Here is a 19,913-nt window from a genome sequence, read left to right as displayed (position 1 = left end):
TCTTTCCGTGTAGCGAGCCGCCCATCATAGCCGGCTTTTCCGTTTCGTCAACACCCTAATTTCAGGCTGTTTTCGAGCCCTTTGCGCTGGTTCCGCTTCTGCGGGGCCGTTGCGTTGGGGGAGGCGAATTATGGGCCGGTCAAACGCATTTGGGAAGGGGTTTGTGAAAAAAATTTCACTGATCCTTGCCACGAGTTTGGAAGCGTGCGCGGGCGCACGTTGCTAGCCGCCTGACGCACGTTTCCTATCTATAGAGACTACCGATTTGATCAATTAGCTCATCAAACGCTGAAGCGCTGACGACGCTCTATATAGATAGCCGCGAGCGGCACAGATCACTTGCCTGCATCATCCCTGTTCGACCCAGGCAACTCAGCTGGTTACCAACGCAACGCGGGCAAAGTTGCGCTTGCCCACCTGGATGACGCCCTCAAAGCCGGGGCCGAACTGGCGAGCGAGGTCGTCGACCACTTCGCCGTCGATCTTGACTGCCCGCTCCTTGAGCTTGCGGGTGGCTTCGGAGTTGCTGGGTGTCAGCCCGGCCGCAGTGAGCAAACTGGCGATCCGCAGGCCTTCTGCGGGAACGCTGACCTGCTGGAGCGGCAACACACTGGTGTCGCCCTGCCCGGTCACTACGGCATGCCAGCCGGCGATGGCCTGCTCGGCAGTGGCTGCATCGTGGAACCGGGTCGCCAGCTCGCGCGCCAAGCGCAGTTTGACGTCGCGCGGATGCAGGTTGCCGGCGGAGACATCTTCTTTAAGACGGGCAGCCTCGGCAACGCTGATATCGAAGGAGAGCAAGTCGATCCAGCGCCAGGTCAGCGCATCGCCGATCTTCATGGTCTTGGTGACGATGTCGATGGCCGGCTCGTTGATGCCGATGTAGTTGCCCAGGGATTTGGACATCTTGGCGACGCCGTCCAGGCCTTCCAGCAGTGGCATGGTCAGCACGACCTGCGGCGCCTGACCGTAGTGCTCCTGCAGGCCACGCCCCATCAGCAGGTTGAATGTCTGGTCGGTGCCGCCGAGCTCGACGTCCGCCTTGAGGGCCACCGAGTCATAGCCCTGCACCAGCGGATATAGAAATTCGTGGATGGCGATCGGTTGCTGGCCGGCAAAGCGCTTGGCGAAGTCGTCGCGCTCGAGCATGCGCGCCACGGTGTGCTGGGCGGACAGCTTGATCATGTCCGCGGCGCTCATCTGGCCGAACCATTCGGAGTTGAAGCGCACCTCGGTCCTTGTGCGATCCAGGATCTTGAAGACCTGCTCTTCATAGGTCCGTGCATTGGCGAGCACGTCCTCACGGCTGAGCGGCTTGCGGGTGACGTTCTTGCCGCTCGGGTCGCCGATCATGCCGGTGAAGTCGCCGATCAGGAAAATCACCTGGTGCCCCAGCTCCTGGAACTGGCGCATCTTGTTGAGCAACACGGTGTGGCCGAGATGCAGATCCGGTGCGGTGGGATCGAAACCGGCCTTCACCCGCAACGGCACACCGGAGGTCAGGCGCGCTTCGAGCTGCTCAAGCTTGAGGATCTCCTCGGCACCGCGGCCAATGAGCGCAAGGGATTCATCGATAGTGGCCAACCACAGACTCCAGCGGCGTTCGCCGTCAACAACATGAATTAAGTTAAACGCAGGTTAATACCGCGCCAAGTGAAAATAATGAACAGGCTCAATGGTTTGACGCGCTGTTGATCGCTGTCTATGGTACCGGCGTTTGGGCTCGCACTTCGAGCCGTCCCGGAGACTTCCAACGATGCAGAACTCAGAGCAGGGCCGTGCACGCAAGCGGCGCTTCCAAGAACGCCTCCACGTCCTCCACGACACTGCACTGCATCGCAAGCTCAAGGAACACCTGCCGGCGGCGTTCAATGACCGCTGGACGCGCCGCCACTGGATCCATGCCAGCCTGTTCGCGACGATCGGCGCGATGGTGGCGACGATCGTGCCGGGCTTTTCCAATGCCATCGATGCGCCGCTTTCCAGCCATGCCACCTTGGCACTGCCGCTGCCGCCGCTGGTACCCAGCCGCAAGGCACTGGGGCCGGGCACGGACTGGGAAATCCTCAAGGTCAAGTCCGGGCAGACGCTAAGCACCCTGTTCGGGGAGCTGGGCATTCCGACGACCGTGATGTACCAGGTGCTGGCGCATCCGGGGACCAAGGAGGCGCTGACCAAGCTGCGCCCCGGCACGGAAATCGCCTTCGACATGCCCACCCCCGGTGAGTTGCGGGCGCTGCGCTTCGATCGCGACGACAGTCACCGGGTGGAGCTGCGCCTGCTGGGCGACAGCGTGCGCGAGAACGTCACCGAGCGGGCGACCAGCACCCGCACGGTGGTGGCCAGCGGCGAGATCACCAGCTCGTTGTATGCCTCGGCCAGCAAATCCGGGCTCTCCCCGGCGGCGGTCGCGGTGATGACCGACGATATCTTCAAGTACGACATCGACTTCGATAAGGATCTGCAGCCGGGCGACCGCTTCAGCGTGGTGATGGACGAGACCTGGCGCGAAGGCGAGCGGATCAGCACCGGCGACATCCTGGCGGCCACCTTCACCACCGGCGGCAAGACCTATACCGGTTTCCGCTTCGAGCGCGCAGGCAAGCCGGCGGAATATTTCGACATCACCGGGCGCCCGCTGAAGAAGAGCTTCATCCGCATGCCGGTGGCCTATAGCCGGATCAGCTCGAGCTTTGGCGCACGCAAGCACCCGGTACTGGGCACGATGCGCATGCACAAGGGCGTGGACTACGCGGCCGCTTCCGGTACGCCGATCATGGCGGCAGGCGATGCGCGGGTGGTGTTTGTGGGCACCCAGCGCGGCTATGGCAACGTGGTGATCCTGGACCACGGCAAGAACTACAGCACGCTGTACGGCCATATGTCGCGGTTTGGCAAGGTCAAGGCCGGCCAGCGCATCAACCAGGGTACGGTGATCGGGTATGTCGGCATGACCGGCTTGGCGACCGGGCCGCATCTGCATTATGAATTCCGCGTTGGCGGGCAGCAGCGCAACCCGATGTCGGTGACGATGCCACCACCGGAGCCGCTGCAGGGCGCCGAGCTCGCAGCCTTCCGCGCGCAGACCGCGCCGGCGATGGCACGTATCGAAGGCATGGAGAAGTTGATCTACGCCGACGCCGGCAAGCCTGCCAAGGGCAAGCCGCGCGGCTGAGGGCGGCCTGCCCTGGTGGCCGATTGATCAGCGCTCGCGGCGCGCTTTAGCTCCCGCGAGCGTTGCTGCCCAGGCGCAGACGGTGGTGCACGGCGGCCAGCACTTGGCCGCCAGACCCGAACCACCGCGCTTCGACCAACGCCCGGTTGACGGCCCTGCCTGGGCTGCACAAGCTGCGTGACCGCTCCGCATCTGGCTCCGGCATGTCTGCTCCAACACACACGCACTCCCCGCACTCCCCGCTCTATCTCGGCTTGATGTCAGGCACCAGTGCTGACGGCATCGATGCGGCGTTGGTGCGCTTCGACGACGCCAGCCACCGCCGCTGCGAACTGGTCGCTGGGATCACGGTGGGCTGGGAGCCACAGTTGCGCGAAGCGTTGGTCGCGCTCGGCCAGGGCGCCGAGCAGATGGCGATCGACCGCTTGGGCCATCTGGACGCTCAGGTTGGGCTGGCGTTTGCAGACGCGGCCAATCAGCTGATTGCCGAGGCCGGCGTGGCGCGCGAGCAGATCCGCGCGATCGGCTCGCACGGGCAGACCATCCGCCACCGGCCACAGGCCGACCCGGCCTTTACCTGGCAGATCGGCGACGCCAGCCGGATCGCCGAACACACCGGCATTACCACGGCGGCCGATTTCCGCCGGCGCGATGTGGCGGCTGGCGGCCAGGGTGCGCCGCTGATGCCGGCCTTCCACCTGGCGATGCTGGGTGCCAGCGACGAAGACCGTGCGGTGCTCAACCTGGGCGGCATCGGCAACCTGACGCTGATCCCGCGCGACGGCGCGGTGCGGGGCTTTGACACCGGCCCGGCCAATGCCTTGCTCGATAGCTGGTGCCAGCAGCAGCAAGGTAAGCCGTTCGACGCCGACGGCGCGTTTGCCGCCAGCGGCAAGGTCGATGCGGCGTTGCTACAGGCGCTGTTGGCCGACCCGTGGTTCGCACTGCCGCCGCCCAAGAGCACCGGCCGTGAGCAATTTCACCTGGCGTGGGCACGGCAGGCCATGGGCACCGCGACGCTGCGCCCGGCCGATGTGCAGGCCACCTTGCTGGAATTGACGGCGGCCACGGTGGCCGATGCGTTGCTGCGCCACCAGCCGACAACGCGCCGCGTGCTGGTCTGCGGCGGCGGCGTGCGCAACCCGGTGCTACTGGCGCGGTTGGCCGCGCGCCTGCCCGGCGTGGTGGTGGAGTCCAGCGCGCGCCATGGGCTGGATCCGGATTACCTGGAGGCGATGGGCTTTGCCTGGCTCGCCGCCGAGCTCCTGGCCGGACGGCCGGCCAATCTGCCATCGGTGACTGGTGCGGCGGGGCCGCGGCTGCTGGGAGCGATTTATCCGGCCTGAGGGCCGTGCAGCCGGAATTGGCTTCCCGAGCCGCTGCAGCTGGGCGCGAGGCCGGTCTACTCGTCGAACCTCTAGCTGGATAGCTATGGCGCGACAGCACTAGCCACAGATTGAAGATATGCAGTTGCACCGCTTGCTTCTGATGCAGATGCGAGCAAGCAGCATCTGGCCGGCGCGCCTGGACGGTGTCCCCGCACTCAGCGCTCGCAGAAAAAAGCGTAGTTAAACTGCTATCAGGGGGTGTTGCCCGCCGGCAGCGCCTTGAGCGCGGCAATGGCTTCGGCCAGCGCATCGACTTCGGGATGTTGCAGGCCGCCGGTGACTTCGTACTCGCTGGCGAACAGGCCTTGTTCGAGCAGATGCATCACCGTCTGGTGCTGGGTCCAGCCCCGTGCAACGGAAATGCGGCGGATCCGGTCCACCAGCACCGGATCGATATCACGCAACACCAGATCGGTCATGCCCTTCCTCGTGCGATGCCCTGCCCCGCCGGCATCATCGGCAACCTTGGCAGCGGTTTCAATCCGGCCGCCGGTCATGGGCCTGCAAGCGCGGCCATAACCAGGCGAGCAGCGCCAGGGTCGGGACGACGGTCAAGGCGCTCAGGATGAAGAAGGTGCTGTAGGAGGTGGCCTCCACTAGAAAGCCAGAGACACCGCCGGCAAACTTGCCCGGCAGGTTGGCCAGCGAGACCAGCAACGCGTATTGGGTGGCGGTGAAATTGCGATTGGTCAGCGACGACATGAAGGCCACCAGCACGGTGCCGGCAAATCCCTGGAACAGGTTGTCGGCGCTGAGCGCGGCGTAGAACGCCCACAGCTTGCCGGGGTTCTGCGCCATCAGCAGAAAGGCCAGGTTGGACAGCGCCACACCCAGCGCGGCAACCAGCAGCATGCGCCGGAAGCCGAATGCCGCCACCGCCGCACCGCCGGCAAACGCGCCAACAATGCCCATCCAGACACCGAACAACTTGGACACGGTGGCGATGTCGGCCTTGGTATAGCCCGAATCCAGATAGAACGGCCCTGCCATCACGCCGATCACCTGGTCGGGAAATTTGAACAGGCCCACAAACGCCAGCAACATCAGGCCCAGCGCCAGCCCATTGCCCGAGAAAAAGCTGGAGATGGGCTGCCAGAATGCGCCCACCACATCGATGCGGCGCACCACCGTGAGCTCTGGCTGCACCGGCTCGCGGCACACCAAGGTGGTGATGATGGGCAACAGCATCAGCCCCGCCATGGCCAGATACGCCCAGGTCCAGTTGAGGTATTCGGCCATGTACAGCGCGCCGGCGCCGCCAAGGATCAGCCCGATGCGGTAGCCCAGCGTGTAGGTTGCCGCCAGCGCCGCCTGCGCAGTGTCGGGTGCGATTTCGATGCGGTAGGCATCCACCACCGAGTCCTGGGTGGCGCCCCAGAACGAGGCAAACAGGACCCACGCGACCAGGCCGGTGACGCTCATGTCCGGGCGCGAGAACGCCAGCGCGAACAAGCCGATGCTGACGCCTACTTGCGAGACCAGCAGCCAGGAGCGGCGGCGGCCCAGGAACGCCGTGATCGGAAACGCATAGCGGTCGAGCAGCGGCGCCCACAGAAACTTCAACAGGTAGAAGAAGCTGGCCAGACTGATCAGGCCAATGCTGCCCAGATCCAGGCCCACATCACGCAGGCGCGTGGATAGCGTTTGCGAGGCGATCAGCAGGAACGGTAGCCCGCTGCCGAACCCGAGCAGCGCCATGGTGGCGGCCGATGGGGTTGCGAAGGCGCGCTGGATGCCGCTCAGGCCTTTGTACGTGGATGCGGGCGGGGTCATAACGGCGTCCGGTGGAAGTGATGGGAAGCGCGACGGCCGCCATTGTCGCCGCTCACCGTATGGACCGAACTGCCGAAGACGAACCTTCGCCTCGAATGGAACGCGCGGCGGTCGCCTTCACCGCGCTGCTGCAACTGGGACGGCATGCGGCTTATCCGACCCGCCTTCTAGGAGCCGCCGTCCGGGCGATCCACCGCAGCCCGGCGATGCCGCTGCTGCGGTAACCGCCGCGCGAGGCGGCACCACGCCATGGCCGCCACTGGCTCACGGCGCGTAATCCACGATGTACGGCGCATGGTCGGAAAAGCGCTGCTCGCGGTAGATGGAACAGGCCTGCACCTTGTCGCGCAGCCCGGGGGTGACCAGTTGGTAGTCGATGCGCCATCCCACGTTGTTGGCGCGGGCAGCGCCGCGGTTGCTCCACCAGGTGTAGTCCTCGCCCTGCGGATGCAGCACGCGGTAGCTGTCCACCCAGCCGCGCCCGTTGCTGGCGTCGGCCTCTTCCAGCAGGTCGGCGCACAGGCCGTTGAGCCAGTCGCGCTCGGGCGGCAGGCAGCCGGAGTTCTTCTGGTTGGACTTCCAGTTCTTGATGTCCAGCGCCGAGCGCACGATGTTCCAGTCGCCGCACAGCACGTACTGCCGGCCGCTGGCCAGCCATTCGCTCAGGATCGGGCGCAGCCATTCCATGACCTGGAATTTGTAGCCCTGCCGCAACTCGCCCGAGGAGCCGGACGGGATATAGAACGACACCACGCTGAGGTTGCCGAAGCGGGCCTCGATATAGCGGCCTTCTTCGTCGAACTCCGGCCAACCGAGCGCGGTGCGCACCTCGTCGGGTTCACGCTTGGCGTAGATCGCCACGCCGCTGTAGCCCTTCTTGGTGCTGGCATCGCGAAACCAGGCCTTGTAGCCGGCGGGCAGGAATTCCGGCCCGGCCAGCTGATGTTCCTGCGCCTTGGTCTCCTGGATGCACAGCACATCCGCGTCCTGGGTGGCGAACCACTCGAAGAACCCCTTGCTGGCGGCCGACCGCAGGCCATTGGCGTTGAAACTGATGATGCGCATAAGAGCTGGGAATGGGGAGTCGGGAATGGGGAATCGTAAAGCCTACCCCAGCGCCGCCAGGAAGGCTGCCGCGCTGCGATGCGTTTACCATTCCCGACTCCCTATTCCCCATTCCCGCCCCATGACCGACCACCGCACCCGTTTCCTGCAGCTGGCCCTGGATGCCGATGCCTTGCGCTTTGGCGAATTCACGCTCAAGTCCGGCCGGCTCAGCCCGTATTTCTTCAATGCGGGGCGCTTCGATTCGGGCGCAAAGACCGCCAAGCTGGCGCAGTGCTACGCCGATGCGATCGATGCGGCGGGGGTGGAGTTCGACCTGCTGTTCGGGCCGGCCTACAAGGGCATCCCGCTGGCGACGGCGTTGGCCTGCGCCTATGCCGGGCGGGGCCGCGACCTGCCGCTGGCGTTCAACCGCAAGGAAGCCAAGGACCATGGCGAAGGCGGCACGCTGATCGGGGCGCCGCTGCAGGGCCGCAAGGTGCTGATCGTCGATGACGTGATCACCGCCGGCACCGCGATCCGCGAGGCCTTGGGCATTATCCGTGCCGCTGGCGGCACGCCGTCGGGCATCGTGGTGGCGTTGGACCGGCAGGAGATCGCCTCCGAGCAGGACCGCCGTTCGGCTGCGCAGGCGGTGGCGGCCGAAGCCGGCATTCCGGTGATCGCGGTGGCCAACCTCGCCGACCTGCTTGCATTCGCGGCAGGAAACGCCGACCTTGTGGGCTTCCGGGAACCGCTGCTGGCCTATCGTGGCCGCTACGGAACCGACACCACAGGCTGATAGCAGGCGACAGGGGGCTGCGCTGATGCCGATACACACACGTTTGGCGTTACTGGCCGCCGTTGCGGCCACCGTGGTGGCCGCACCCGGCGTTGCGCAGGACAAGCCGGCCGCGAAGAAACTCTATTGCTGGAACCAGAACGGCGCCCGGGTCTGTAGCGATACGCTGCCGCCGGAGGCGGTGAACCAGGCGCGCGACGAATTCAACGTCAAAAGCGGCATGCGCAGCGCCGAGGTGCAGCGCGCGATGAGCAGCGACGAGCGCGCCGCCGCCGCGGCCAGCGAGCAGCAACGCCAGGCCGACCTGGCCGCCGAACAGATGCGCAAGCGCACCGACCAGGCAATGCTGATGTCGTACCAGAGCGAGGACGACCTGCGCCGGGTGTTCAATGAGCGCATCGCCATTGTCGACAACAACATCCACACCGCGCGCTTCAACGTGACCAGCCTGCGCGAAGGCCTGGCCAGCATGCTGCGTGCCGCCGGTGACCGCGAGCTGGCCGGCCAGGCGGTGGCCGACAAGCTGGCCGGCGACATCCAGCAGCGCCATCGCGAGCTGATGGCGCAGTTGCGCCTGCAGGGCAGTTTCGAACAGCAGCGCACTGCGCTGGATGGGGAAATTACCGACATCCTGCAGCGCTACCGGGCCATGAAGGGCGCGCAGGACACCGCCACGCCGGCAGGCTGAGCCGGCCGGACGCCGCCCGCAGGGGTGACGCAGCGCCGTCGGGGCGCATTTCCCGATCCGGCGCCCAGCCCGCATAATGGCCGGTCTTACTCCTTGCCCACGAGGCTCTCCCGCATGGCCCGGATCATCGCCATTGCCAACCAGAAAGGCGGCGTCGGCAAGACCACGACCGCGGTCAATCTGGCGGCCGGCCTGGCGCGCGCGCCCAAGCGTGTGTTGCTGGTGGATCTGGACTCGCAGGGCAACGCCACGATGGGCAGCGGCATCGACAAGCGCGAGGTCGCCGCCTCTACCTGCGACCTGCTGCTGGGTGAAAACACCGCCGCCGAGATCCGGGTCACCGCGCCGGAAGGCTTCGACCTGCTGCCGGGCAACATCGATCTGACTGCCGCCGAGATCCAGCTGATGGACCAGGGCGAGCGCGAACAGCGACTCAAGCGCGCGTTGGCGCCGATCCGCGACGAATACGACTTCATCCTGATCGACTGCCCGCCGGCGTTGTCGCTGCTGACGCTCAACGCGCTGACCGCGGCCGATTCGATCATCGTGCCGATGCAGTGCGAGTACTACGCGCTGGAAGGGCTGACCGCGCTGCTGGAAACCATCGAAGCGCTGCGCGCCAACCTCAATCCGGCGCTCGAGATCGAAGGCGTGCTGCGCACGATGTTCGACATCCGCAACAACCTGGCCAATGCGGTGTCGGCCGAGCTGACCGAGCATTTTGGCGACAAGGTGTTCCGCACCATCGTGCCGCGCAACGTGCGCCTGGCCGAGGCGCCCAGCCATGGCCAGAGCATCGTGGGCTATGACCGCACCTCGCGCGGCGGGGTGGCCTACCTGGGCCTGGCCGGCGAGATCGTGCGCCGCCAGAACGACCGCAACAAGGCCGTCCGGCCCATGGAGACCGTCTGATGAGCAAGCCGACCCCTGCCAAGAAGCGTGGACTGGGCCGCGGCCTGGAAGCGCTGCTGGGACCCAAGGGCGCGGCAGCCGCAGCGGCACCGACCGGCGCCGACGAAAGCACCCTGCAGCCCGGCGATACCTTGCGCCAGTTGCCGGTCACCCAGCTGCAGCCGGGCAAGTACCAGCCGCGCCGGGAGATGGACGAGGTCAAGCTGGCCGAGCTGGCGGAGTCGATCAAGGCGCAGGGCGTGATCCAGCCGATCGTGGCGCGCGAACTGGCGCCGGGGCAGTTCGAGATCGTCGCCGGCGAACGCCGTTGGCGCGCCTCGCAGCTGGCCGGGCTGACCGAGGTGCCGGTGGTGGTGCGCGAGCTCGACGACCGCACCGTCATCGCGATGGCGCTGATCGAGAACATCCAGCGCGAAGACCTCAACCCGCTGGAAGAAGCCCAGGCGCTGCAGCGCTTGATCGACGAGTTCTCGTTGACCCACGCCGAGGCCGCCGAAGCGGTGGGCCGTTCGCGTGCGTCCGTATCCAACCTGCTGCGCCTGCTGGAATTGCCGGTGGCCATCCGCGTGCTGCTGGAAACCCGCCGCCTGGAAATGGGCCACGCGCGTGCGTTGCTCACCCTGGCGCCGGAACTGGCCAGCAAGCTGGCGCAGGAAGCGGCCGACCAGGGCTGGTCGGTGCGCGAGGTGGAACACCGCGCGCAGCAGTTCGCCGCCGGCAAGGTGCCGGGGTCGCTGCGCAAGGGCAAACCGGCCGCGGTTGCGCCGCAGGCCGATATCGCCTCGCTGGAAACCGAACTGTCCGAGTCGCTGGGCACCAAGGTGGTGTTCAACCACGGCCGCGGCGGCAAGGGCAAGCTGGTGATTCACTACACCGATCTGGATACCCTGGACGGCGTGCTGGAACGCTTGCGCGCCCGCACGGGGTGATGCGGCCAGCGCAGGAGGATCAGCGATGCATCCCGCCAAAGTGGACCGCGCGCATCTGCTGCGCCTGACCGACCTGCCGAATGTGGGGCCGGCCTGCGAAAAGGACCTGCAGCAGATCGGCATCCGCATGCCGGCGCAGCTGCACGGCCGCGATGCCTACGATATGTACGCCCAGCTCTGCCTGCGCACCGGCGTCACCCATGACCCGTGCGTGATCGATGTCTTCCTGTCGCTGGTGCGCTTCATGCAGGGCGAGCCGGCACGCAATTGGTGGGATTTCAGCGCCGAGCGCAAGGCAACCCTAGCGGCCGAGCGCACGGGTACGCGGGCAACCGCGCCGCCGCCGGGGCGCCGTGTCGCCAACACCAGCACCGGCACTGGCGCCAGCAGCGACGGCAAACACCGCCCATGAGCCACGCCGACGAGACGATCAGCCCATCCGGCAGCCCGATCCTGCACCACGCGCAGGCCAAGGACTTCGAGCCGGCACGCGGCGAAGCATGCCTCGCGCAGATCAGCGCACATATCGAGCAGCACCTGGGGCCGATTGCGAGTGTGTTCCACGAAATCCTCTCCGATACCGTGCATGTGGATGTGCACATCGTGCCGCCCAATGCGCACTCGCCGCATCTGCGCCTGGTGACCTCGGGCATGAGCGATCTGCCGATGACGCTGCCCGACGGGGTGGAGGCGCCGCGTTACATGGAGCTGATGCTGAGCCTGCCGGGCGATTGGCCGGTCGACCAGCGCGACTTCGACGACGAGCGCCACTACTGGCCCATCCGCCTGCTCAAGAACCTGGCGCGGCTGCCGCACAAGTTCGACACCTGGCTGGGGTTCGGCCATACCGTTCCCAATGGCAACCCGGCCGAGCCGTATGCGCCGGGTGTCGCCTTCGACGGCGCGATCGTGCTACCGCCGGTGAGCACGCCGCAAGCATTTGCCCAGCTGCGCATCGATGCCGACAAGACCATCGCCTTCATGACGGTGGTGCCGTTGTATCCGGAAGAAATGGCGTTGAAGCTGAGCCACGGCAGCGATGCACTGCTGGATCGCCTCGATGCGGGCAACATTCGGGACGACATCGACCTGCGCCGCCGCAACGTGGCGAAGAAGCGCTTTTTCGGGCTGTTCTGAGCGCTGTTGTCTCCTTCCCTTTGACGTTTTCAGGACCATTGCCATGACCATTCTCGTCACCGGCGCCGCCGGTTTCATCGGTGCCTACACCTGCCGCGCACTGGCTGCGCGCGGCGAGAACGTGGTGGGCCTGGACAACTACAACAGCTACTACGACCCGCAGCTCAAGCACGACCGCGTCGCCGCGCTGTGCCCGCAGATCGACATCCGCACGCTGGACCTCACCGACCGCGAAGGCCTGGCCGCGCTATTCGACGAGATCCAGCCCACCCGCGTGGTGCACCTGGCTGCACAGGCCGGCGTGCGCTATTCGCTGGAAAACCCGCATGCCTATGTCGACAGCAACCTGATCGGCTTCGTCAACGTGCTCGAGCTGTGCCGCCACCGCGGGGTGCAGCACCTGGTGTATGCGTCAAGCAGCTCGGTCTACGGCGATTCGGCCACCCCGCCGTTCTCCGAAGACCAGCGCGTGGACCAGCCACGCTCGCTGTATGCCGCGACCAAGGCGGCCAACGAGTTGATGGGCTACACCTATGCGCAGCTGTACGGCCTGCGCGCCACCGGGCTGCGCTTTTTCACCGTGTATGGGCCATGGGGCCGGCCGGACATGGCGCCGCTGATCTTCAGCCGCGCGGTGTTGGCCGGGCGCCCGATCGAGGTGTTCAACCACGGCAAGATGCAGCGCGACTTTACCTTCGTGGCCGACATCGTGGCCGGCGTGCTCGGCGCGCTGGACGCCCCCAGCAGCGAGCCGGTGCCGCACCGCGTGTTCAACCTGGGCAACCACACCCCGGTGGAACTGGAATACTTCATCGACGTGATCGCCCAGGCAGCCGGCCGGCCCGCCGAAAAGGTGTACCGGCCGATGCAGCCAGGCGACATGGTGCGCACCATGGCCGACACCTCGCGGGCGCAGGCGGCATTCGGCTTCGATCCGGCCACGCCGGTCGAGCTCGGTCTGCCACAGGTGGTGGAGTGGTGCCAACGTTATTTCGCCTCGCGCGCTTGAGCTTCATGCCCGGCTCAGATGGTCAGGGCACAATGCGCGATCTTTTTTGCTCCGCCTGCATCCGGGCCACCACGATCCCATGAGCCAACCTCAGCTTTCCGTCGTCGTCCCCGTGTTCAATGAGCGCGACAACGTGGCGCCCCTGGTCGGCGAGATCGTGGCCGCGTTGCGCGGCGTGGTCGCCTTCGAGATCGTCTATGTCGACGACCACTCGCGCGATGACACGCTGGCGGTGCTGCAGGAGCTGAAAACCCGCACCCCCGAACTGCGCGTGCTGCACCACGTCACCCAGAGCGGGCAGAGCACGGCGGTGCGCAGCGGGGTCAAGGCCGCGCGCGCCAGCTGGATCGCCACGCTCGATGGCGATGGCCAGAACGACCCGGCCGACATCCCCAAACTGCTCATTGCGCGTGCCGAGGCCGAGCCGCAGGTGAAGCTGTTCGCCGGCTGGCGGGTCAACCGCCAGGATTCGGGCTCCAAGCGCTGGGCCAGCAAGTGGGCCAACGCGATCCGCTCGCGCATGCTGCAGGACAACACCCCCGATACCGGCTGCGGGATCAAACTGTTCGAGCGCGAGGCCTTCCTGGACCTGCCCTACTTCGACCACATGCACCGCTACCTGCCGGCGCTGATGCAGCGCGCCGGTTGGCGCACGGTGAGCGTGCCGGTGCATCACCGCCATCGCACCGCCGGCGTGTCCAAGTACAACAATCTCAACCGGGCGCTGGTGGGCATCCGCGACCTGCGCGGCGTGGCGTGGCTGATCACCCGTAGCAAGCGCACCGCGGTGGAGGAGCGCTGATGGAGCTGCACTGGCTGGATCAACCGCTGACCTGGCTGTACTGGACCGGGCTGCACGTCACCGGCTGGAAGCTGATCGGCTATGTGGGCGCGCTGATGTTCGGCGGCCGCTGGCTGGTGCAGTTCGTGGCCTCCAAGCGCGCCGGCAAGCCGGTGATCCCGCGCATGTTCTGGTACATGAGCGTGGTCGGCAGCCTGATGACGCTGAGCTACTTCGTGTTTTCGGCCAAGCAGGACTCGGTGGGCGTGCTGCAGAACATGTTCCCGGCCTTTACCGCGTTCTACAGCCTATACCTGGACATCAAGCATCGCGGCTGGAAGCGCGAGCGCGCCTCGCACTGAATACTGGATAGGTTTGCTGCGCCTGCTGGCGCACCGCCAGCGCGCACCTGAAACGGCGCCTCTTCGGACACTGCGCTGCCGGGTTTGCCTCATCGCGCGTGGGTGCCGCGCTGATGCGCGGCGACGTTGCTGCCACGCAGGCTGTGGGCATGCCCAGCGCCCAGCCCCTGCCCGCTCTACCTCCGCCGTCCAACGCCGCGCGGCATTGGCATCTGCAGGTGCACACCCATCAGCAGGTGGCGCTGTTCGCTGACTGGCGCTGCGCGCGCGCTGCAGCGGCGTGCCTGTCGCGTAGTGGCCATTGGCATGGCACGCGATTGCTGTGCTGGGTGCTGCTGCCCGATCACTGGAGCGCGTTGTTGCAGGCGGATCAGCCGGCGCTGCTGCTGCACCGCGCCGGCAGCGCGTGCCAGGCGGCGGCAGAGGCGGTCAATCGCGCACGCGGACGCGGCGGTACGGTCTGGCAACCGCACCCCACCCTGACGCCGTTGGCTGCGCCCAACGACCATCGGCAATTCGCGCGTGCGCTGGTGGCCGCGCCGGTGCGCGCCGGGCTGGCCGCGCACGTGGGCGCCTACCCGTACTGGGATGCGGTCTGGCTGCCGCACGAGGCAGGTGGCATAGCGGTGCCAGGCATCACGGCGATGACGCGGCGGGCCGGGTGACTGTGCGGTGCAGATCAGCGCGGCGTGGATCAGCGAATGCAAGAGGCCTGCGCTCGCGGGCCATGGTGCCCGGCAGACCGGGCGGGTGCTCTTCCCCATGCGTCTTGAGCTGCGGAATCAGCGCGAGTGCGCTGGGAAAGTCGCGCAAACACGTCAGTGCTGCGTCGCCGCGGCGGGGTGGCTATTCCTCACCGCCGAGCAACGCACACGCAGCCTCACGTGCGGATACTGCGGAACAAAACGCAGTTTGGCCGAGGGCACCAGCGCGCTGGCCGCGGTCGATGCGGCCAGCGCAGTGCCTCGGCGGTTGCCGTGCTCAGAATGCGAGCGGGTGATCCGGCAGCAGCGCCTGCAGTTCGCTGCGGAACAGCGCGCGGATGCGTTCCAGCGCCACAGCGGTGTCGGCTTCGAAGCGCAGCACCAGGATCGGGGTGGTGTTGGACGCACGTACCAGGCCCCAGCCGTCGCCGAAATCCGCGCGCAGCCCGTCGATGGTGGACAACCGCGCGGCATCGAACGGCGACTCCTCGCCGGCCTGCGCACGCTCCACGAACCGGGCCACCAACGCATGCGCATCGCCGTCCACCGGCACCTTGATCTCCGGCGTGGACACGCTTTCGGGCAGCTCGCCGAGCACGTCGGACGGGGTCTCTTCGCGCTGGGCCAGGATTTCCAGCAGGCGCGCAGCGGCATAGATGCCATCGTCGAAGCCGTACCAGCGCTCCTTGAAGAAGAAATGCCCGCTCATTTCACCGGCCAGCTCGGCATCGGTTTCGCGCATCTTCGCCTTGATCAGCGAATGCCCGGTCTTCCACATCAGCGGGCTGCCGCCGTTGCGCAACACGTAGTCGGACAGCTTGCCGGTGCACTTCACGTCGTAGATCACCAGCGCGCCGGGATTGCGTTGCAGCACGTCGGCGGCAAACAGCATCAGCAGGCGGTCGGGGAAGACGATGGCGCCTTCCTTGGTGACCACGCCCAGGCGGTCGGCATCGCCATCGAAAGCCACACCGATATCCGCATCGAAGCGCTGCACCATCTGCACCAGATCGCCGAGATTGTGCGGCTCGCTCGGGTCGGGATGGTGATTGGGAAAAGTGCCGTCGATATCGCAATACAGTGGCACCACTTCCGCACCGATGGCTTCCAACAAGCGCGGCGCGATCTCGCCGGCCGCGCCATTGCCGGCGTCCACCACCACCTTGATCGGGCGGTCCAGCTGTACGTCGTCGGCAATGCGCTGGATGTAGGCATCGCTGATGTCGCGCTGCTCCAGTTCGCCGGGGCTGGCTGCGGTATGCAGGCGGCCTTCGTTGATGCGCTGGTGCAGCTCGGTGATCGCCGCACCGGAGAGCGTCTCGCCGCCGATCACGATCTTGAAACCGTTGTAGTCGGGCGGATTGTGGCTGCCTGTCACCGCCACGCAGCTGCCGGCGCGCAATTCGTAGGCGCCGAAGTACACCACCGGCGTCGGCGCCAGGCCGATGTCGGTGACGTTGCAACCGGCGCGGCGCAGGCCTTCGATCAGGCCGTTGGTCAGTTCCGGGCCAGACAAACGTCCATCGCGGCCGACCACGATGTCGCGCAGGCCTTGCGCCTGCATCACGCTGCCGATGGCCTGGCCGATCAGCGCGGCGATGCCGGGGTTGAGATCCTTGCCCACCACGCCGCGGATGTCGTACGCGCGGAACATCTCCGCGGCGACCTGCACGGCCGGGACCAGCACCGCGGGCGCTGGCGTGGCAGCGTCCAGCGCGCGGGGCTCGCCGGCCACGCTGGCGTCCTGCTGCAGGCTCTGGCGGAAGGTCGGCTCGTCTGCGGCCGCATCACCGGCCACCCGGCGGCGCGGCAAGGCCACCTGGCCCCGGCTGGCCAGCACCAACAGCACCGCGATCACCAGCAGCAGTGCCGCCACGATCGCGCAGCCGAGCGCGCCCAGCCCCAGCGGGCCGCTGTCGCTTTGCGGCACCGCCGCAGCGATGCGCAGGCCGCTGTCGCCCAACGGGCGGGCCAGGGTTTCGGCGGCGTCCGCCAGCGCGGTATCGCCCTGCTCCACCACATTGAAGCTGCCCTGGCGCAACGCCAGATAGGCCTGCCCGGGCACGGCAATGGCATCGAGCGGGCCAGTCAGGCGAAGCAACGGCAGCCGTGCGTAGGCCACCGCCGGCTGGCCGCCCAGGGCGACCGCGGCGGCCACGCCCAGCCGCACCTGCTTGGCGTCGCGCACCACGCGCACCTGGGCACGTTCGCCGACCAGCGCCGACTCGAGCAAGCTCAGCCGCGCATAGCCGAAGTCCTTGGGGTTGTCGTACGCCGCGCTGAGGTCGCCGCGCAGCACCTGCACATCCTCGGCGCCCTTGAAGCGCTCGCGGATCGCCGAGGCAGCGGCGAGTGCATCGCCGCCGGCCAGCGCGGCCACTACCTGAGGTTGCTTGAGCACGGCGTCCAGCTGGCCGGCCTGCGAGGTCATGGCCTGACGCACGTCCTGCACGGCGCGGTCGCGCGCCTGCTCAAGCGTCTGCGCGATCGCGTCCTCGCGCCATTGCGCGTAGCTGTTCCAGCCAAACCAGGCGGCCAACAGCAGCAGCATGCCGCCCAACACCGGTCCACTCGTCCGCACGCCCGACATCCCCTGCCTGCGCTCGTTCGCCTTGCTCATCGTCAAGCTCCCCTGTCAGCGCACGCCGGTGTGGCCGAATCCACCCGCTCCCCGCGCGCTGTCCACGAAAGTATCCACCACTTGCAAGCTCACGCGCACGATCGGCAGGATCACCAACTGCGCGATGCGATCGCCCGGCTCGATGGTGAAGGCCTCACGGCCACGGTTCCAGGTGCTGATCAACAGCGGCCCTTGGTAATCGGCATCGATCAGACCGGTGCCATTACCCAGCACGATGCCGTGCCGGTGGCCCAGGCCGGAGCGCGGCAGGATCACCGCGCAGACCTGCGGGTCGTGCAGATGGATGGCGATGCCGCTGGGAATCAGCGCCGCATCGCCGGGCTCCAGCGTCATCGGCGCCTCCAGTGCCGCGCGCAGGTCCATTCCGGCGCTGGCCTCGGTGGCATAGGCCGGCAGCGGCCACAGGTCGCCGAAACGCGGGTCGAGCAACTTCACCTGCAAGGACTGGGTCATGCCTGCAATCTCTCCGCGATCAGGGCCAGCAATTGCTCGGCCAGGTCCGTCTTGCTGTTGCTGGGAAACGCACGTTCGCCGCCCTGCCAATAGGCGGTGGCGGCATTGTTGTCGCTTTCGAAGCCACCGCCGGCGATCCCCACCTGATTGGCGATGATCAGGTCCAGCCGCTTGGCCGCCAGCTTGCCACGGGCGTAATGCTCTACGTCGTGCGTTTCGGCAGCAAAACCGACCACCAGTTTCAGCGCGCCGGTCTGCGCGGCGACCTCGGACAGGATGTCCGGCGTGCGCACCAGTTCCAGCGTGAGCGTCTCGCCGGTCTTCTTGATTTTCTGCGACACCACCCGCTTGGGCGTGTAGTCGGCCACTGCGGCCGCGCCAATGTAGATGTCGGCCGGGAACGCGCCCAGCACCGCATCGCGCATCTGCGCGGCCGAGCGCACATCCAGGCGCTGCACGCCGTCGGGCGTGGTCTGGTGCACCGGCCCGCTGACCAGCACCACATCGGCGCCCTGGCGTGCGGCCGCCGCTGCCAGCGCGTAGCCCATCTTGCCGCTGCTGCGGTTGCCGACGTAGCGCACCGGGTCCAGGTCCTCGAAGGTAGGGCCGGCGCTGATCACGATGCGCAGGCCTTCGAGTTGAGCACTACTGGGAACGAACACCGGCGGCGACGCGGCAACAGCGTCTTGACGCAGATCGTCACCGGCCAGCGCCGCGATGATCGCGGCCGGCTCGGCCAAGCGGCCGGGACCGGATTCGCCCTCGGCCAACGGGCCGTCATCCGGGCCGACCACCGCCACGCCGCGCGCGCGCAAGGTGGCGATATTGGCCTGGGTGGCCGGGTGCAGCCACATGCGGTGATTCATCGCCGGCGCCACGGTCAGTGGCGCAGTGGTGGCCAGGCACAGGGTGGTGACCAGGTCGTCGGCCAAGCCGTGCGCCAGGCGCGCCAGCAGATCGGCGGTGGCCGGCGCGACGATCACGCGGTCGGCCCAACGCGCCAGTTCGATATGGCCCATGGCCTGCTCGGCAGCGCTGTCCCACAAGGTGGTGCGGGTGGGCTGGCCGGACAGCGCCTGGAAGCTGAGCGGGGTGACGAATTGCTGCGCGCCGCTGGTCATGGCGACCTGCACCTGCGCACCGGCGTCGCGCAGGCGACGGACCAGTTCGAGCGATTTGTAGGCGGCAATGCCTCCGCCGACGCACAGCAGCAAGCGCTGTCCGTCCAGGGGGCGGGCCTGAGTGGAGCCGGTCACGTCGGAGTCGTCCTACCGTTACAAGGACAACTAGATTAGCCGATGCCCCCGTTCGGCCTGATAGGCGTCGGCGATGAGCACCGGCAATCTGGCCATATGCACATTAACGACTGGCCCACCGACGAACGCCCGCGCGAGAAACTTCTGGCCCGCGGCGCCGCTGTTCTCTCCGATGCCGAGCTGCTGGCGATCTTTGTCGGCTCGGGGTTGCGCGGCCAGGACGCGGTGCGCACCGCGCGCGACCTGCTGCACCGGCACGGCCCGCTGCGCTGCCTGCTGGATCGCCCGGCCAAGGCGCTGGCCCGCCTGCCCGGACTGGGGCCGGCGTCGGCCTGCAAGCTGAGCGCTGCGCTGGAGCTGGCCAACCGGCACCTGCTCAGCGACCTGGAGCGCGGCGAGGCCTTGAGCGATCCCAGCAGCGTGGGGCGCTACTTCTCGCAGCGGCTGCGGGCGCGCAACTACGAAGTGTTCGCGGCACTGTTCCTGGACAGCCGCCATCGCGCGATCGCCTTCGAGGAGTTGTTCACCGGCACCATCGATGCGGCCGAGATCCATCCGCGCGAAGTGGTGCGGCGAGCGCTACTGCACAACGCGGCGGCGGTGGTGGTGGGCCACAACCATCCCTCCGGCAATCCGGAGCCGTCCGAGGCCGACCGCGCGGTCACCCAGCGCCTGCTGCAGGCCTTGGGGCTGGTGGATATCCGGCTGCTCGACCACTTCGTGATCGGGGATGGCCGGCCGGTCTCGCTGGCCGAGCGCGGCTGGGTGCCGTGAGCGTGCGCGCCGGGACCTGAATCGTCACTCGGACCCGCGGCCGCCCGGTCGGGTAAAATCGCTGGTTTCGTTCCAAGCAGATCCC

Annotated in this window: 19 protein-coding genes and 1 pseudogene; 13 read left to right on the top strand and 7 right to left on the bottom strand. The window is 67.2% G+C overall.

The annotated features are described in order from the left end of the window. Window positions 1-372: 372 nt before the first annotated feature. On the bottom strand, window positions 373-1,584 hold the full coding sequence (gene tyrS, locus QRM89_RS01100) for a tyrosine--tRNA ligase (protein ID WP_103700857.1): 1,212 nt from the start codon (window positions 1,582-1,584) through the stop codon (window positions 373-375). A gap of 172 nt (window positions 1,585-1,756) precedes the next feature. On the opposite strand from tyrS, the gene QRM89_RS01095 reads away from it, so the two are divergent. Next, complete coding sequence (locus QRM89_RS01095) at window positions 1,757-3,175, top strand: M23 family metallopeptidase (RefSeq protein ID WP_223647351.1); 1,419 nt, start codon at window positions 1,757-1,759, stop codon at window positions 3,173-3,175. Window positions 3,176-3,378: 203 nt separating this feature from the next. Continuing rightward, window positions 3,379-4,521 (top strand): anhydro-N-acetylmuramic acid kinase, encoded by a 1,143-nt coding sequence (locus QRM89_RS01090; protein WP_285447088.1) that lies wholly within the window; start codon window positions 3,379-3,381, stop codon window positions 4,519-4,521. Between the two features lie 233 nt (window positions 4,522-4,754). Here the strand turns inward: QRM89_RS01090 and QRM89_RS01085 are convergent, their stop codons facing one another. The 3 genes from QRM89_RS01085 to QRM89_RS01075 form a co-directional block, all read right to left on the bottom strand. Further along, complete coding sequence (locus QRM89_RS01085) at window positions 4,755-4,982, bottom strand: hypothetical protein (RefSeq protein ID WP_011038919.1); 228 nt, start codon at window positions 4,980-4,982, stop codon at window positions 4,755-4,757. A 58-nt stretch (window positions 4,983-5,040) separates the two neighbouring features. After that, window positions 5,041-6,336 carry an MFS transporter gene (locus tag QRM89_RS01080; protein ID WP_285447087.1) on the bottom strand — a complete coding sequence of 432 codons (1,296 nt, stop codon included), beginning with the start codon at window positions 6,334-6,336 and terminating at the stop codon, window positions 5,041-5,043. Window positions 6,337-6,600: 264 nt separating this feature from the next. Continuing rightward, a complete protein-coding gene (locus tag QRM89_RS01075; RefSeq protein ID WP_285447086.1) occupies window positions 6,601-7,401 on the bottom strand; it encodes an exodeoxyribonuclease III in 801 nt (266 codons plus the stop codon). 121 nt (window positions 7,402-7,522) lie between these two features. Here QRM89_RS01075 and pyrE point away from each other — a divergent pair, with 121 nt between their 5' ends. The 10 genes and pseudogenes from pyrE to QRM89_RS01025 all read left to right on the top strand — a co-directional run bounded on the left by pyrE (window position 7,523) and on the right by QRM89_RS01025 (window position 14,665). Further along, on the top strand, window positions 7,523-8,182 hold the full coding sequence (gene pyrE, locus QRM89_RS01070; protein ID WP_103700854.1) for an orotate phosphoribosyltransferase: 660 nt from the start codon (window positions 7,523-7,525) through the stop codon (window positions 8,180-8,182). A gap of 25 nt (window positions 8,183-8,207) precedes the next feature. Beyond that, window positions 8,208-8,870: a hypothetical protein gene (locus tag QRM89_RS01065; protein ID WP_285447085.1), complete on the top strand. Its 663-nt coding sequence runs from the start codon at window positions 8,208-8,210 to the stop codon at window positions 8,868-8,870. Window positions 8,871-8,984: 114 nt separating this feature from the next. After that, window positions 8,985-9,782, top strand: coding sequence for an AAA family ATPase (locus QRM89_RS01060; protein ID WP_012439448.1), 798 nt, complete (start codon window positions 8,985-8,987; stop codon window positions 9,780-9,782). Next, the gene (locus QRM89_RS01055; RefSeq protein ID WP_070693689.1) at window positions 9,782-10,711 is read left to right on the top strand and encodes a ParB/RepB/Spo0J family partition protein; all 930 of its coding nucleotides are present in this window, start codon (window positions 9,782-9,784) and stop codon (window positions 10,709-10,711) included. Before QRM89_RS01060 ends, QRM89_RS01055 begins: the two co-directional genes overlap by 1 nt. 25 nt (window positions 10,712-10,736) lie before the next feature. Further along, window positions 10,737-11,024, top strand: a pseudogene (locus QRM89_RS01050) (helix-hairpin-helix domain-containing protein); the annotation flags it as partial. Between the two features lie 95 nt (window positions 11,025-11,119). Further along, window positions 11,120-11,848, top strand: coding sequence for a suppressor of fused domain protein (locus tag QRM89_RS01045; RefSeq protein WP_285447084.1), 729 nt, complete (start codon window positions 11,120-11,122; stop codon window positions 11,846-11,848). Between the two features lie 43 nt (window positions 11,849-11,891). Further along, a complete protein-coding gene (locus QRM89_RS01040) occupies window positions 11,892-12,857 on the top strand; it encodes an SDR family NAD(P)-dependent oxidoreductase (RefSeq protein ID WP_285447083.1) in 966 nt (321 codons plus the stop codon). Between the two features lie 79 nt (window positions 12,858-12,936). Next, window positions 12,937-13,659, top strand: a complete 723-nt coding sequence (locus QRM89_RS01035) for a glycosyltransferase family 2 protein (protein WP_042595586.1) — start codon at window positions 12,937-12,939, stop codon at window positions 13,657-13,659. After that, on the top strand, window positions 13,659-14,000 hold the full coding sequence (locus QRM89_RS01030; RefSeq protein ID WP_011038930.1) for a lipid-A-disaccharide synthase N-terminal domain-containing protein: 342 nt from the start codon (window positions 13,659-13,661) through the stop codon (window positions 13,998-14,000). Before QRM89_RS01035 ends, QRM89_RS01030 begins: the two co-directional genes overlap by 1 nt. 149 nt (window positions 14,001-14,149) lie before the next feature. After that, on the top strand, window positions 14,150-14,665 hold the full coding sequence (locus QRM89_RS01025; protein WP_228419910.1) for a hypothetical protein: 516 nt from the start codon (window positions 14,150-14,152) through the stop codon (window positions 14,663-14,665). Between the two features lie 316 nt (window positions 14,666-14,981). Here QRM89_RS01025 and QRM89_RS01020 read toward each other — a convergent pair whose 3' ends face one another. Genes QRM89_RS01020 through coaBC form a run of 3 tightly spaced genes read right to left on the bottom strand, consistent with a single transcriptional unit; the run spans window position 14,982 to window position 19,054 of the window. Further along, window positions 14,982-17,324 carry a phosphomannomutase/phosphoglucomutase gene (locus tag QRM89_RS01020; RefSeq protein WP_285447082.1) on the bottom strand — a complete coding sequence of 781 codons (2,343 nt, stop codon included), beginning with the start codon at window positions 17,322-17,324 and terminating at the stop codon, window positions 14,982-14,984. Between the two features lie 15 nt (window positions 17,325-17,339). Further along, the gene (gene dut, locus QRM89_RS01015) at window positions 17,340-17,807 is read right to left on the bottom strand and encodes a dUTP diphosphatase (protein WP_228419932.1); all 468 of its coding nucleotides are present in this window, start codon (window positions 17,805-17,807) and stop codon (window positions 17,340-17,342) included. Beyond that, on the bottom strand, window positions 17,795-19,054 hold the full coding sequence (coaBC, locus tag QRM89_RS01010; protein WP_228419906.1) for a bifunctional phosphopantothenoylcysteine decarboxylase/phosphopantothenate--cysteine ligase CoaBC: 1,260 nt from the start codon (window positions 19,052-19,054) through the stop codon (window positions 17,795-17,797). Before coaBC ends, dut begins: the two co-directional genes overlap by 13 nt. Window positions 19,055-19,150: 96 nt before the next feature. Here coaBC and radC point away from each other — a divergent pair, with 96 nt between their 5' ends. Beyond that, window positions 19,151-19,828, top strand: a complete 678-nt coding sequence (gene radC / locus QRM89_RS01005; RefSeq protein WP_011038935.1) for a DNA repair protein RadC — start codon at window positions 19,151-19,153, stop codon at window positions 19,826-19,828. The last annotated feature ends 85 nt before the right edge of the window (window positions 19,829-19,913 follow it).

Origin of the sequence: Xanthomonas sp. LMC-A-07 (assembly GCF_030208825.1) — a bacterium.
GTDB lineage: Bacteria > Pseudomonadota > Gammaproteobacteria > Xanthomonadales > Xanthomonadaceae > Xanthomonas > Xanthomonas campestris.
The sequence above is the reverse complement of the archived record's forward strand: the minus strand, read 5'-3'. Positions and strand labels throughout refer to the sequence as shown.